The organism is Cryobacterium sp. TMN-39-2 (assembly GCF_004402745.1).
In the GTDB taxonomy this organism is placed as follows: domain Bacteria; phylum Actinomycetota; class Actinomycetes; order Actinomycetales; family Microbacteriaceae; genus Cryobacterium; species Cryobacterium zongtaii.
The window spans coordinates 46,579-60,612 of record NZ_SOFX01000012.1; the positions used below are offsets into that span (position 1 = coordinate 46,579).

Below are 14,034 nucleotides of genomic sequence, written 5' to 3' on the forward strand. Positions count from 1 at the left end.
TGTCTAGTCTGCTGGGGCCCACTCAACCGGTCAGTTTTGTGTGGCGGATGGCCAACAGTACTCTATCCATCCGACACCTCAGATTACCGAGGATGACTGGACTTTACTTGTGAATATGTGTTCTGTAACCCACCGGTAACAGGAACTATTCCGCGATCTGAAGCTTTGTGGATTCAATCAGCTGACACACAGCTTCGATCGCGTGCGCAACGGTTTGCATCCGGATCGCTGCCCGGTCTCCGGTGAGACTAATCGCTATGGCCCGCACCTTATCCCCGAAAGACACTCCCAGGTAGACCGTGCCGACGCTCTGGCCGTCTTGTTCGTCGGGGCCGGCGACCCCGGTGGTCGAGATGCCGATGTCGGCCGGCCGCCCGTCGATCGCCAGCGCGGTGCGCACACCGGTGGCCATCTGTCTGGCGACCTCGGGGTGCACGGCACCGTGCTCGGCCAGCAGCAGGGCGTCCACGCCAAGCAGGGTGTGCTTGAGCGGGGTCTGGTACGCCACGACTCCCCCGGCCACGACGACGGATGCGCCGGGGATGCGCACGAGCTCGGCCACGAGCAGTCCGCCGGTCAGGGATTCGGCTACGGCGATGGTGAGGTGCCTGGCGGTGAGGGCGGCGACGAGGGCGGCCGCGGCATCCGGGCCCGACGTCGGTTCAGCACCGGACGGGTCAGGCATTGCTGGTCGGCTTGGCCTGCTTGTTCTCCCGGCGCGCGGCGACGAGGTATTCGACGCCGGTGTACACGGTGAGCACCAGTGCGATGGTCATGGCGATGGTGTTGACCCAGTGGATCCAGTCGCCGAAGACCAGCCAGAGCGGCAGCAGGGCCAGCGAGATCGCCACGGACTGCGCGATGGTCTTGAGCTTCCCGCCGCGGGACGCCGGGATGACCCTGTCGCGCAGCATGGCGAACCTGAAGACGGTGATGCCGATCTCGCGCACCAGGATGACCAGGGTGACCCACCAGGGCAGCTCGGCGAGAATGGACAGGCCGATCAGCGCGGCGCCGGTGAGGATCTTGTCGGCGATCGGGTCGAGCAGTTTGCCGAGGTCGGTGACCAGGTTGTACCGGCGAGCGATGGCCCCGTCGACGCCGTCGGTGGCGATGGCCACGATGAAGAGCACGGCGGCCCACCAGCGGAGGGCCTCGTCGGCGCCGTTGTCGGCCAGCAGCATCCAGAAGAACACCGGTGCCAGCAGGATGCGCACGATGGTGATGATGTTCGGCAGGTTCCAATTGGACGGCGGGGCCGCAGGTGTCGGTGTAGCCATGGGGTCATTCCCTGTCGGTGAGTTGCCAGGCGTCTTCGTCCGAGTCGCCGTCTTCCTCAGCGTACCCTTCGCTCATCTTCGCCACCGGGTCGTCGGCGTAGCGCGGGTCGGGGGTGGCCTGCTCGTGCGCCTGCGACCGCTGGGACTCTTCGAATTGCGATCGGGCAGTGGCGGCGTGGTGCTCGGCGTCGGAGCCGCGCAGCTTGGCCAGGACGCTGGGCAGCTGTTCGGCGGTGACGAGCACGTCGCGGGCCTTGGAACCTTCGGACGGGCCGACGATCTCGCGGGATTCGAGCAGGTCCATCAGGCGGCCCGCCTTGGCGAAGCCCACCCGCAGCTTCCGCTGCAGCATCGAGGTGGAACCGAACTGGGTGGACACCACCAGTTCGGCGGCGGCGAGCAGCACCTCGAGGTCGTCACCGATGTCGGAGTCGATCTCCTTGCGCGGCGCCTCGGCGGAGACGTCGGGCCGGTAGTCCGGCCGGGCCTGCTGGGTGACGTGCTTGACGACCCGTTCGATCTCGGCCTCGTTCACCCAGGCGCCCTGCACCCGCAGGGCCTTGGAAGCACCCATCGGCAAGAACAGGGCGTCGCCCTGCCCGATCAGCTTGTCGGCGCCGGGCTGGTCGAGGATGACCCTGGAGTCGGTGACGCTGGTGACGGCGAAGGCCAGTCTGGAGGGCACGTTGGCCTTGATCAGGCCGGTGACCACGTCGACGCTGGGCCGCTGGGTGGCCAGCACCAGGTGGATGCCGGAGGCCCTGGCGAGCTGGGTGATGCGCACGATGGAATCTTCGACGTCGCGCGGGGCGACCATCATCAGGTCGGCCAGCTCGTCCACCACCACGAGCAGGTAGGGGTATGGCTTGAGTTTGCGGGCGCTGCCGGCCGGCAGCACGATCTCGTTGTTGACGACGGCCTTGTTGAAGTCATCGATGTGCCGGAACCCGAAGCTGGCCAGGTCGTCGTAACGCATGTCCATCTCCTTCACGACCCACTGCAGCGCTTCGGCGGCTTTCTTGGGGTTCGTGATGATGGGAGTGATCAGGTGCGGTACGCCGGCGTATGCGGCGAGTTCGACGCGCTTGGGGTCGATGAGGACCATGCGCACGTCGCTGGGCTTGGCCCGCATCAACAGGCTGGTGATCATCGAGTTCACGAAGCTGGACTTACCCGAGCCGGTGGATCCGGCCACGAGCAGGTGGGGCATCTTGGCGAGGTTGGCGATGACGAAGCCGCCGCCGACGTCCTTGCCGACACCGATGGTCATCGGATGGGTGCTGTTGGTGGCCGTGCCGGAGCGCAGTACGTCGCCGAGGGTGACGATCTCGCGGTCGGTGTTGGGGATCTCGATGCCGATGGCGCTCTTGCCGGGGATCGGCGAGAGGATGCGCACCTCGTTGGAGGCGACGGCGTAGGACAGGTTCTTGCTCAGCGCGGTGACCCGCTCGACCTTGACGCCGGGGCCGAGTTCGATCTCGTACTGGGTGACGGTCGGGCCGCGGGAGAAACCGGTGACCCTCGCATCCACCGAGAACTGGCTGAGCACCTCGGTGATGGACTTGACGATCTCGTCGTTGGCGGCGGAGCGCGCCTTGGCCGGCGGACCGGCGATGAGGGTCGTGGACGACGGCAGCACGTAGGGCAGGTTCGGCTGCTCGCCGAAGCCCAGCTCGGTCGCGGACCGGTCCACCGCCGAGGCGGCCTCGTCGAGGTCGTCCAGTCCCGGCAATACCTCGGTGAGGCCGACCGGGTCGTCGGCCTGCAGTCCCGTCGCGTGCGGCACCGCGGCGACTTCGCCGGTGAAGCGTTTGATGGCTTCCTCGGCCTTGAGCAGGTCTTCGAGCACCTCGGTGCCGTAGTGGTCGGTGTGAACCGGGGGAACGTGGGCTTGGGGAGACTCGAGCGCCGTCTCGAAGCCGCCCTTGGCGGCATCCGCCCCGCCGTTGAGCAGCGTGCTGAGCGGGTCGGCAGCGGGAGGCCGGGCCTCGTCGGACTCCGACGACATGGCGCTGGAGAAGTCGGGGTCCTCTTCGCGTTTGCTGGTGTTACGTCGCCACCAGGGCAGGGCGCCCTCGTCGGTGTCGTCGTCGTGGGCCGGGTCGAGGCCGTCGAGTTCGATCTGCTTGGTCTTGAGGGCCTGGATGCGCTCCTGGCGGATCTCCTTGGCGGCCGCGCGCTCCTCTGGGGCCGGCAGCGGGGTGCCGAAGAGCCAGGCGTAGAGCTCACGGCTGCGTTCGCCGATCTTGTTCGGCGGGGTCTTGGTGATGATGAAGAGGCTGAGGATCAGCAGCAGGATCACGACGATGGCCGCGCCGACGGTGGTGATCAGGAAGATCAGCGGAGCCGCGATCATCCAGCCGAGGACACCGCCGGACAGGGCGAGCACCTCCACGCCCTGGGTGGGTGTGGGCTGCCCGCCGAAGATGTGGCAGAGGCCGGAGACCGTGACCAGGAGCAGCGAGAGGCCGATACCGATGCGGCCGTTGTCGTGCACGGAGCTCGGATTGCGGAACAGCCAGATGGCGAAGAGCAGCAGGATCACCGGCAGGGCGAAGGCCAGCCGGCCGAAGAGGGCGCCGAAGGTCCAAGCATCCAGGGTCTGGGCCACCGGGTCGTTGATCAGGAACCACTCGATCACGGCGCCGGCGACGGCCAGCAGCACGAGGAAGAAGGGCAGGCCGTCGCGGCGCTCCTCTTTGGAGAGCTGCTCGGGGCCGAGCGCGCGGGCGGCGCCGCCGGCGACGTGGGCCAGACCCATCCACATGCGCACGGCGATGGCCGGCTTGGGCTCGGTCGGGGCGAATTTGACGGTCTTCTGGGTCGCGGTGCTGCCGGCTTTGGTGCGCGCGGTCGTTCCGGTGCCGCGCGCAGGTGTGCTGCGGGCACGCCCGGTCGACTTAGTGCTCGTAGCCATGTGTTCCACGGTACCGCCGACGGCCGACATCGGTGTGAGCCCACGCCCAATTACCCGGTCGTGGAAGGTCCCTCGGCTCGCGAAAGCGGCTGTATGGCTGCTTCGAGAGGGCCGTGGTGACCACGCGGCCGCTTTCGCGAATGGTCAATAGCGGATGGCGTCGATGACCTTGACGCGCACCGCCACCAGCGCGGGCAGCAGGCCCGCGAGGGCGCCCACGACGGTGGCGCAGACCAGGCCGAGGATGGCGGCTTCCACGGGGAACGGCGGGAAATCGGTGACCATGCCCTGGCTGATGAACTCCTGCAGCATGGGATTGGTGACGATGAGCACGGCTCCGATCACCCCCACCACGCCGGCCACCAGGGTCGCCACGATGCTCTCCATCATCACCGAGAAGAACACCCGGCCGGCGGTGGCGCCGAAGCTGCGCCGCACCCCGATCTCCCGGATGCGCTGCTTGAGCGTGACCAGGGCGATGTTCACCAGACCCAGCGCGCCGAGCAGCAGCACCAGGCCGGCCACTCCCCCGACGAGCAGCTTGATCGACGCGAACGGGTCCTCGTTGTAGGCGGCGTAGTCCTGTCGGCTCACCGACACGTTCGTTCCGGCGCCGAGCGCCCCTTGGGCATCCCGCTGCAGCGCAACGATCAGGTCTTCGCTGATTTCCGGCGGCACCCACAGTTCGTAATTGGGGGTGCTGCCGCTGGCCGCGAGCTGGTCGGCGGGAGTGAGAGCGGTGATGGTGTCCATGAGCAGGTACATGGCCGGCTCGGTCTCCCAGACGCTTACCGGGTAGACCCCGGTGATCACCGCGGTGGTCGGGGTGGCGCCCAGCAGCGTGGTGGTGGGGTGCGTGGCCAGGTCGGGCCGGCCGAGTCGGTCCCAGAAGATCTGGTTGACCAACACCGCCGGTGCGAGGCGCTCGGCGTCGTCAACGCTGAACCACTCCCCCTCGGTGAGCGTCACGCGGTGCATGGTGCCGTACGGCTGGTCGACGCCGATCGCCTGCACGGGCACCGCGCCATCCGTGAACTGCACGGTCTGGGTGGTGTAGAGCACCCGGCTGGCGTAGTCGATGCTGTAGCGCTCGAGCGAGGTGTCCCAGAACTCCTGCATGACATCTGGGTCGATGGCGGTGCCGTCGTTCGATCCGGCGTAGAGCGAGAGGGTGGCGCTGCGGCCGCCGCTGCGTTCGTTCTGTTCCACGATGGACTGCTGGGCCACCGCGCCGAGGCCGACGACGGTGGTGATGGCGCAGACCGCGACGGCCACGCCGATGAGGGAGAGCATCACACGGGTCTTGTGGATGCGCAGTTCCTGCCAGGCCTCCACGAAGGAGCCGACAACGTTGCTGAGCAGCCGGTTCATGCCGGCACCGTCGCCAACTCGTCGTCGCGTACGACCGGGGCCACCGGGCCCCCGACCACGGTGAGCACACCGTGGTCCAGGCGCAGATGCCGGCTGGCCAGCGCCGCGATGGCGGGGTCGTGGGTGATGGTGATCAGGGCCGCGCCGGAGCCGGTGGCGACCTCGTCGAGTAGCGCCATCACATCCGCCCCGGTCTCGAGGTCCAGGGCGCCGGTGGGTTCATCGGCCAGGATCAACCGCGGACCGCGCACGAGCGAGCGGGCGATGGCCACCCGCTGCTGTTCACCGCCGGAGAGCTTGTCGGGCATCGCGCCCAGCCGGTGGCCGAGGCCGACCCGTTCCAGCATCGCCGTGGCGATGCGGGCCCGCTGCCAGAATTGTTTGCCCTGCGCGTAGAGCAGCGGGGTCATCACGTTCTCGAGCGCCGTGCGGCCCTGGAGCAGGTTGAATTGCTGGAAGATGAAGCCCACGTCGCGGCCGCGCACCCTGTCGCGCTCCCCCGAGGAGAACGATTTCACCGGTCGACCGTCGAACTCGAGGTCACCCGACGTGGGGTTGTCGAGCAGGCCGAGCAGATTGAGCAGGGTGGACTTGCCGGAGCCGCTGCGGCCCACGATGGAGACCCTGTCGCCCACCTCCACGTCGAGGTCGACGCCGGAGAGGATCGTCAGCGGTGGGGCGTCGACGAGCTGGACGGTGCGGGTGACGCCGGCCAGGTGCAGGAGCGTCAATGGAGGGTCATTCCGGGCTCGGGGCAGACTTCGCTGCCGTCCGGGGCGGTGCTGCAGCCGCTCACGGCGGTGGCGCCGGGTACGAACTGGTTGATCAGGTCGCCCTCGGCCAGCCCCTCGACGATCTGCACCGAGGTGCCGTCGTTCATCCCGAGTGTCACCGGGCGTTCCTCGGTTGTGCCGTCGGGCAGCACGAACCAGACGACCCCGGTTTCGGCAGAGCCCTTCACAGCCGTGGTGGGCACGACGAGCACGTTCTCGGCCTTGCCGCCGGCGATGGTGATCTGGGCGGCGAGGCCGGGGAAGACCGTGACCTCGGCCGGGATGGCGCAGCTGACGGTGGTGCCGCCCGCCCCGCCGGCGCCCGTGCCGGTGCCCGACGCCGGATCGGTGCCGCCGCCGGAGCCGCCGGCATCCGCCCCGGCCAGCGGGGTGGTGATGCGCAGGCCCGTGCAGGTGAACGGGGCCGGACCGTTGGTGATGGCGATGGACGCCTCGGTGGGCTGCGTGACGAGACGGTATTGCTGCTCGGGGCTGAGCGATCCGCTCACCGAGTAGCTGGGCGGCGCGACCTGGCCGGTGGTGTCGCCGATGGCGACGGACTGGCCGTGGATGACGGTGAGGGCGCTGAGCACGCCGTCGGCGGGGGCGAACACTTTCTCGAAGGTGACCGCCGGCTTGGGCTGGGTGATGGCGATCATCCCGGTGGCGGGGTCCGTCGTCTCAACGGGGTCGCGCACGGTTTCGACCTTGATGTCGTAGATCTTGTCGCCGGCGGCGACGGTCGCTCCGGCGGCGAAGAAGATCTCGTCGACGGTGCCGGCCGCGACGGCCTTGACGGGCACTGCGGCATCCGCCGACACGGTTCCGGACAGCGTCACATCGTTGGTGATCGTGCCCAGGGCAACCGGGATCTGCGGTTCCACGACCTGGCCGGTCGGCTGGGCCGGGTCCTGGGCCTCCGCGGCGTCGGCAAAGAATGCCAGCTTCACCAGGGCCACCGCGATGGCCGCGACGACGAGCAATCGGAGGATCGGAAAGACCCATTTGCGCATCACATTCACTGATTTCCCCCATGCTCGCATCGCACCTGACGGTGTCGACTGGCACGAGCCTAGGGGCTGTTCCGGCCCGTCGAGGCGGCTTTCGGGCAAAATCCTCCTGAAGGATGACCCCCGGTGTGCGGGGTACCCAAGAACGCGTCAACCCCCGGCGCCGAGGGCGGCCGGGGGTTGACAGTGGTGCTGTGCAGCGGGCGGTTACGCCTCGATGATCATCGGAACGATCATCGGGCGGCGGCGGAACGACGCCTGTACCCAGCGGCCGACGGTGCGGCGCACGACCTGCGTGAGCGCGTAGGTGTCGTGGGTGCCGTTCTGCGCGGCCTCGGCCAGGGCGGCCTCGATCTTGGGCCGGACGGAGTCGAAGACCGAATCGTCTTCAGCGAAGCCCTTGGCGTGGATCTCCGGGCCGACGATGACCTTGCCGGTGGACTTGTCCACCACGACGATGATCGAGATGAAGCCTTCCTCGGACAGGGTGCGCCGGTCGGTGAGGTCGGCTTCGGTGATCTCACCGACGGTGGAACCGTCGACGTAGACGTAGCCGAGGTCGAGCTGGCCGACCTTCGTGACGTTTCCGTCGCGCAGGTCGAGAACGGTGCCGTCCTCGGCGAGGATGGCCCGTTCGACGGGCACCCCGCTCTGCACGGCGAGCTTGGCGTTGGCCACCAGGTGGCGGTATTCGCCGTGCACGGGCAGCACGTTCTTCGGGCGGAGCACGTTGTAGACGTAGAGCAGCTCGCCGGCGGCGGCGTGTCCGGAGACGTGCACCTTGGCGTTGCCCTTGTGCACGACGTTCGCGCCGAGCTTGGTCAGGCCGTCGATGATGCGGTAGACCGCGTTCTCGTTGCCCGGGATCAGGCTGGAGGCCAGGATGACGGTGTCGCCGGGGCCGACCTCGATCTGGTGTTCCTTGTTGACGATGCGGCTGAGCACCGCCATCGGCTCGCCCTGCGAACCGGTGGACATGTAGACGATCTTGTTGTCCGGGATGTTCCCGGCCTTCTTGAAGTCGATGAGCACACCGTCGGGCACCTTGAGGTAGCCGAGGTCGGCGGCGATGGTCATGTTGCGCACCATCGAGCGGCCCAGCAGGGCCACGCGGCGGCCGTTGGCGTGAGCGGCGTCGAGCACCTGCTGCACCCGGTGCACGTGGCTGGAGAAGCTGGCGATGACCACCCGGCGCGGGGCGCGGGCGATGACGTCTTCCAGGACCGGGCCGATGGCGCGCTCGGACGGCGTGAAGCCGGGAACGTCGGCGTTGGTGGAGTCCACCAGGAACAGGTCGATGCCCTCTTCGCCCAGGCGGGCGAAGTCGCGGAGGTCGGTGATGCGGTTGTCCAGCGGCAGCTGGTCCATCTTGAAGTCACCGGTGTGCAGCACGCTGCCACCCTCGGTCTTGATGGCGACGGCGAGGGCGTCGGGGATCGAGTGGTTGACCGCGACGAACTCGAGGTTGAACGGGCCGAGGCGTTCCTTCTGGCCTTCCTTCACCTGCAGGGTGTAAGGGGTGATGCGGTGTTCCTTGAGCTTGGCCTCGATGAACGCCAGCGTCAGGCCGGAGCCGATCAGCGGGATGTCCTGGCGCAGCTTGAGCAGGTACGGCACCGCGCCGATGTGGTCTTCGTGGCCGTGGGTGAGCACGACGCCGACGATGTCTTTCAGGCGGTCCTTGATCGGGGTGAAGTCCGGCAGGATCAGGTCGACACCGGGCTGGTGCTCCTCGGGGAACAGCACGCCGCAGTCGACGATCAGGATTTTGCCGTTGATCTCGAAGGTGGTCATGTTCCGGCCGATTTCGCCGAGTCCGCCGATGGGCGTGACGCGGAGTGTTCCCTTGGGGAGCGCGGGCGGTGCGTATACGTCGTTGGGCATAAGCCCTCCTATTGTGGAGTTGGTGGTGCGTGAAGTTAGTGGTGGGTGGAGTTGGTGCTGCTGTTGATCCGTGGTGCGTTTATCTTTTAGCGTGTGGTTCCGGCGACCTTGGGCAGCGCCCCGCCGGCGGCGGCGTTGCGGTCGGGGCGGAAGTTGGTGAAGTCGACGCCGGGGATGTTCCGGACGAGGTCGATTTCGTCTTCGATCATGGCGGCTTCGGATTCCTCCGGGCCGACCAGGGGCAGGCGCACGCGCGGGCTGCTGATGCGACCCAGCCCGTGCAGGATGTACTTGGCCGCGACGGTGCCCGGCACGTGGGTCATCACGGCGCGCACGAGGGGTTCAAGCTGCTGGTGCGCGAGCGTGGCCGCCTTGAGGTCACCCGCGTTGACGGCATCCACCATCTGGCGGTACGGCTTGGCTGCGATGTTCGCGGTGACGCCGATCAGGCCGGTGGCGCCGATCGACAGGTGCGGCAGCACGTTGGGGTCGTCGCCGGAGAAGTAGAGCAGGTCGGTCTGGTTGAGCACCCGGCTGACCTGGGCCAGGTCGCCCTTGGCGTCCTTGACGGCGAGGATGTTCGGGTGCTTCGCGGCGCGCAGGATGGTCTCGTAGGTGATCGGGATGCCCGTGCGTCCCGGGATGTCGTACAGGATCACCGGCAGGTCGGTGGCATCCGCGATCATGCGGAAGTGCGTGAGAACACCGGCCTGGGTGGGCTTGTTGTAGTACGGCGTGACGATCATGTTGCCGTCGGCGCCGGCCTTCTCGCTCTGCTTGGCGAGTTGCATGGCGTGGGCGGTCTCGTTCGAGCCGCCGCCGGTGATGATCTTGGCGCGACCGGCCGCAACGTCCTTGCCGACCTCGACGAGCCGGATCTTCTCGGGGTCGGTGAGGGTGGAGGTCTCGCCGGTGGTGCCGGTGACGACGATGCCGTCGGCCCCGGCGGTGATGACGTCGTCGATGTGCTTCTCGACGTCGGCCCAGGCGACCTCACCGTCAGCGGTAAAAGGTGTCACCAGGGCGACGAGGACCTGCCCGAAGGGGTTGTAAGGAGTAGACACGTTTTACAGGTTATCGTCTAGCGCGCCCTCCCGCGCCTCCACGCCTGCCCTCGCGCGCGTCATCTGCCGTCATACGAGGGGTCTGAGGCCCGCCGCGGCGTAACCTCGCCTGCATGAACCCAGCCGCCGCCCTGCTCGTTCTGGTGTTGTTGGTCGCGTTGACCACCGCGCTGGGACTGGTCTGGCGCCGTCGGCAGGGCCGGCTCACGAGCTTGACCGACTCGGTGGATGCCGTCACGGCCGCCCAGCTGGGCCTGTCCGTGTCGGACACCCCGGGGGTTTTCGGCGCCGAGGCGACGCTGCTGCAGTTCTCCACCGAGTTCTGCGCCCGCTGCCCCGGCACGAGCGTGCTGCTGGGCCAGGTGGCGGATGCCCGCATCGGCGTGCGGCACGTGGAAGTGGACCTCACCCATCGCGCCGACCTCGCCCGGCGGTTCAAGGTTCTGCAGACGCCCACCACGTTGGTGCTCGACAGGGCCGGCCGGGTGCGCGCCCGGGTGGGTGGTGTGCCGGACCGGGCCGCCCTGCACGCGCACCTCGATGACCTTGCCCGAAACGTTCAGGAGTCCCGATGACCCAGCCAGAATCCGCTGCGACGGCTTCCGCCGCTGCCGCTGCTGCCGCTGCCGGGAAGCGGACGGGCATCGACCCGCGCGGCCCCCGGTTCGGCGCGGCCGTCACCGCCGTCGTGCTGCTGGCGGTAATCTTCCTGGCGCTCGTCGGAGCCTCCGACGCCGCCCTGGCGCTGCTCGCCGTGCAGACCGCGGTGTTCGCCTGGGGCACCATCGCCGGGGCCGCCCGGCATCCGTACGGGTGGCTCTACAAGGCCCTCGTGCGCCCGCGGCTCGGCCCGCCGGCCGAACTCGAAGACCCGGCCCCGCCCACCTTCGCCCAGGGTGTCGGCCTACTGGTCGCCCTGACCGGGGTGCTGCTCGGCCTGGCCGGAGTGCTTGTGGCCGTGCCCCTCGCGGCGGCGGCCGCGTTCGTGGCGGCTTTCCTGAACGCGGCCTTCGACTACTGCCTGGGCTGCCAGCTGTACCTCCTGCTGGTGCGGGCCGGCGTCCTCGGGCGCAGCCCGGCGGCGCCCTGACCGGCGGGTCTGGCGAACCTGCCCGTCGTCCGAGGATTCCCTGTGAACGGTTCAGGCCCGGCGGATAGGCTGGTGCTCCACTTCCAGGAGGTATCACCATGGCCCTGACCAGCGAAGCAACCACCGTATGGACCGGAGACCTGACGACGGGTTCCGGCACCGTCACGCTCGATTCCTCGCACGGCGGGTCGTTCCCGGTGAACTGGAAGGCCCGGGCCGAGGGCACCGCCAATACGACCAACCCCGAGGAGTTGCTGGGCGCGGCGCACGCATCCTGCTTCTCGATGGCACTGGCCCTGATCCTGGCCGACGCCGGGCACACCCCCACGAGCATCCAGACCACCGCGGCGGTCACGTTCGTGGCCGGCACCGGTGTCACCGGCAGCCACCTGCTTGTCAGCGCCAACGTTCCCGGTGTTACCGAGGCGGAGTTCGAGGCGTTCGCGCAGGACGCGAAGGTGAACTGCCCGATCTCGCAAGCGTTGACCGGCATCCCGATCACCATCGAAGCCGAACTGGCCTGAGCGGTGCGCGTACTCATCTCCGGAGCCTCCGGGCTCATCGGCACCGAACTGACCCGCCAGCTGGAAACGGCCGGCCACACCGTGCTGCGTCTGGTGCGACGCCCCGCGCGCTCCAGGTCGGAGGTGCGCTGGGACCCGGCGACACTGACCCTGGATCCCACCGTGCTCGACGGCGTGGATGCGGTGATCAACCTGTCCGGCGCGTCGATCGGGCGGTTGCCATGGACCAAGTCCTACCGCCGCCAGATCATGGAATCGCGGGTGCAGGCCGCTCGTACCCTCACCGACGCCATGCGCCGGGCCGGCACGCCACCGACGGTGCTGCTGAACGCGTCCGCCGTGGGGATCTACGGCAACCGGCCCGGCGAGGAGCTCACCGAGGAGTCCGCACCGGGCTCGGACTTCCTCGCCACCGTCGTCACGACGTGGGAATCGGAGGCCCGGCTGGCCCCTGAGGGCACCCGGGTGGTGCTGCTGCGTACCGGCCTGGTGCTCGCCAAGGGCGGCGCGCTGAAGCCCCTGATGCCGATCGTCCGGCTCGGCCTCGGCGGACCGCTCGGCCGTGGCAGCCAGATCTGGCCGTGGGTAAGCCTCCACGACGAAGCCGCGGCGATCGTGCACCTGCTCACCTCAGAGCTGAGCGGCCCGGTGAACCTCACCGGCCCCACCCCGGCAACGGCCAACGAGGTGATCCGGGCCGTGGCCTCGGCGCTGCGCCGGCCGTTCTTCCTTCCGGTGCCCGAGTTCGTGCTGACCCTGGCGCTGCAGGATGCCGCCAGGCAACTGTTGCTCGCCGACCAGCGGGTGAGCTCGGCGAAGTTGCAGGCCGACGGGTTCCGTTTCACCCACCGTACGGCCGCCGAAGCTGTCACCTGGATGCTGCGCTAGGAGTTCCGGGCTCGTCGCTCGCGGTGGCTGAATCTCGTTATTCGGGGTAGGCGCCGTTATGCGGGTGGCGCGCCACCCGCATAACGGCGCGTGACCCGCATTACGCATCCGAAGGGCCAGCCCGACGCGATGGCTGGGCAATCCTCCACAGGGGCGCCGGCCCGATGTTGTGAACGACCACGGTTCGAGCGCCGTGGCCGCGGCACCCGGCGCCGACACTCGCTGGATGAGCGATCGTCGAGAACACCCGTCCTTCCCACCCGAGGTGCTCCTGGCCGCCGACTATCGGCGAGCACTCGGCGCCGATCTTCGCCTGCGTCGCGGTGCCGAGCGCGGTTACCTGCACCGCATCGGCTGGGGCCAGTACTGCCCAGCAGGCGTCTGGGCCGGCCTCGACCGTGACCAGCGGTATGCACTGAGAGTGCGGGCGGCGGCGCTGGCCCGACGAGGCGCGTTGCCGCTCTCCCACCAGTCGGCCGCGGTGCTGTGGCAACTACCGCTGCAGGCACCGTGGCCCGATGAGGTGCACTTCCTGGGCCCGCGTGCAGCCGGCGGCCGCTCGGACCCGGGCATCCGCAAGCACACGGTGGGCTTCGACGCCCGCGATGTGGAGCTGAAAGACGGAGTGCTGGTCACCTCGGTAGCCCGCACGGTGATCGAGCTCGCGACGATTGTGGACCTCCGGTCGGCGGTCGCCGCGGCCGATCGGGCTCTGGCGGTGGATCGGACCGGTCGCATCCCGCCGCTCACGGACCGGGTGACCCTGCTCGAAACCTGGCACCGGATGCTGCCGTTCCGCGGTTCGGTGCGGGCGCGCACGGTGATCGACTTTGCCACGCCGCTCTCGGGCTCTCCCGACGAATCGGGCAGTCGGGTGACGATCGCGCTGGCCGGACTTCCCGAACCCGAGTTGCAGCATCCGTTCGTGATCGAGGACCGCACCGTCTTCTCAGACTTCTTCTGGCGGGGCGTGCGGGGTGTGGGCGAGAGCGACGGTCGGGTGAAGTACTTCGATCCGGTGCTGCTCGCCGGACGCACCCCGGCAGAGGTGGTGTACGAGGAGAAGCTCCGCGAGGATGCCATTCGGCTGCAGGTGCTCGGCTTCGTTCGCTGGGACCATGCCACCGGGATGAGCGTGCCGCGGTTGTCGGCGCGGCTGGCGCGCCTGGGCCTCACCCCGGGGCGCCCCCGGCTGGCCGGGCGCTGAGCGGGCCGGTGCGGCGCGGAGCAGGC

Annotated in this window: 13 protein-coding genes; 5 read left to right on the top strand and 8 right to left on the bottom strand. The window is 68.7% G+C overall.

Annotation, left to right across the window (positions count from 1 at the left end; translation table 11 throughout):
• Window positions 1-145: 145 nt before the first annotated feature.
• The 8 genes from E3O57_RS04580 to dapA form a co-directional block, all read right to left on the bottom strand.
• Window positions 146-685: a CinA family protein gene (locus E3O57_RS04580; RefSeq protein WP_103459432.1), complete on the bottom strand. Its 540-nt coding sequence runs from the start codon at window positions 683-685 to the stop codon at window positions 146-148.
• Window positions 678-1,280, bottom strand: a complete 603-nt coding sequence (pgsA, locus tag E3O57_RS04585) for a CDP-diacylglycerol--glycerol-3-phosphate 3-phosphatidyltransferase (RefSeq protein ID WP_088455720.1) — start codon at window positions 1,278-1,280, stop codon at window positions 678-680. The genes E3O57_RS04580 and pgsA overlap by 8 nt, the downstream gene beginning before the upstream one ends.
• A 4-nt stretch (window positions 1,281-1,284) precedes the next feature.
• A complete protein-coding gene (locus E3O57_RS04590) occupies window positions 1,285-4,197 on the bottom strand; it encodes a DNA translocase FtsK (protein WP_103480188.1) in 2,913 nt (970 codons plus the stop codon).
• 144 nt (window positions 4,198-4,341) lie between these two features.
• The gene (locus E3O57_RS04595; protein WP_103459433.1) at window positions 4,342-5,568 is read right to left on the bottom strand and encodes an ABC transporter permease; all 1,227 of its coding nucleotides are present in this window, start codon (window positions 5,566-5,568) and stop codon (window positions 4,342-4,344) included.
• Window positions 5,565-6,299 carry an ABC transporter ATP-binding protein gene (locus E3O57_RS04600; RefSeq protein WP_103459434.1) on the bottom strand — a complete coding sequence of 245 codons (735 nt, stop codon included), beginning with the start codon at window positions 6,297-6,299 and terminating at the stop codon, window positions 5,565-5,567. The genes E3O57_RS04595 and E3O57_RS04600 overlap by 4 nt, the downstream gene beginning before the upstream one ends.
• A complete protein-coding gene (locus tag E3O57_RS04605; RefSeq protein WP_174776307.1) occupies window positions 6,296-7,354 on the bottom strand; it encodes a hypothetical protein in 1,059 nt (352 codons plus the stop codon). Before E3O57_RS04605 ends, E3O57_RS04600 begins: the two co-directional genes overlap by 4 nt.
• Before the next feature lie 204 nt (window positions 7,355-7,558).
• On the bottom strand, window positions 7,559-9,235 hold the full coding sequence (locus E3O57_RS04610; RefSeq protein WP_088455717.1) for a ribonuclease J: 1,677 nt from the start codon (window positions 9,233-9,235) through the stop codon (window positions 7,559-7,561).
• Window positions 9,236-9,321: 86 nt separating this feature from the next.
• Entirely contained in the window at window positions 9,322-10,299 is a 978-nt protein-coding gene (dapA, locus tag E3O57_RS04615; RefSeq protein ID WP_088455716.1) for a 4-hydroxy-tetrahydrodipicolinate synthase, read from the bottom strand.
• A 113-nt stretch (window positions 10,300-10,412) separates the two neighbouring features.
• Between dapA and E3O57_RS04620 the strand changes: the two genes are divergently transcribed.
• From E3O57_RS04620 to E3O57_RS04640, 5 genes are all read left to right on the top strand, one after another.
• Window positions 10,413-10,874, top strand: a complete 462-nt coding sequence (locus E3O57_RS04620; protein WP_103480091.1) for a thioredoxin family protein — start codon at window positions 10,413-10,415, stop codon at window positions 10,872-10,874.
• Window positions 10,871-11,389 (top strand): DUF4395 domain-containing protein, encoded by a 519-nt coding sequence (locus E3O57_RS04625; protein ID WP_103480092.1) that lies wholly within the window; start codon window positions 10,871-10,873, stop codon window positions 11,387-11,389. The genes E3O57_RS04620 and E3O57_RS04625 overlap by 4 nt, the downstream gene beginning before the upstream one ends.
• Before the next feature lie 98 nt (window positions 11,390-11,487).
• The gene (locus tag E3O57_RS04630; RefSeq protein WP_088455713.1) at window positions 11,488-11,913 is read left to right on the top strand and encodes an OsmC family peroxiredoxin; all 426 of its coding nucleotides are present in this window, start codon (window positions 11,488-11,490) and stop codon (window positions 11,911-11,913) included.
• Window positions 11,914-11,916: 3 nt separating this feature from the next.
• Window positions 11,917-12,801, top strand: coding sequence for a TIGR01777 family oxidoreductase (locus E3O57_RS04635; protein ID WP_103459437.1), 885 nt, complete (start codon window positions 11,917-11,919; stop codon window positions 12,799-12,801).
• Window positions 12,802-13,027: 226 nt separating this feature from the next.
• Window positions 13,028-14,008, top strand: coding sequence for a hypothetical protein (locus tag E3O57_RS04640; RefSeq protein ID WP_133159851.1), 981 nt, complete (start codon window positions 13,028-13,030; stop codon window positions 14,006-14,008).
• Window positions 14,009-14,034 lie beyond the last annotated feature (26 nt).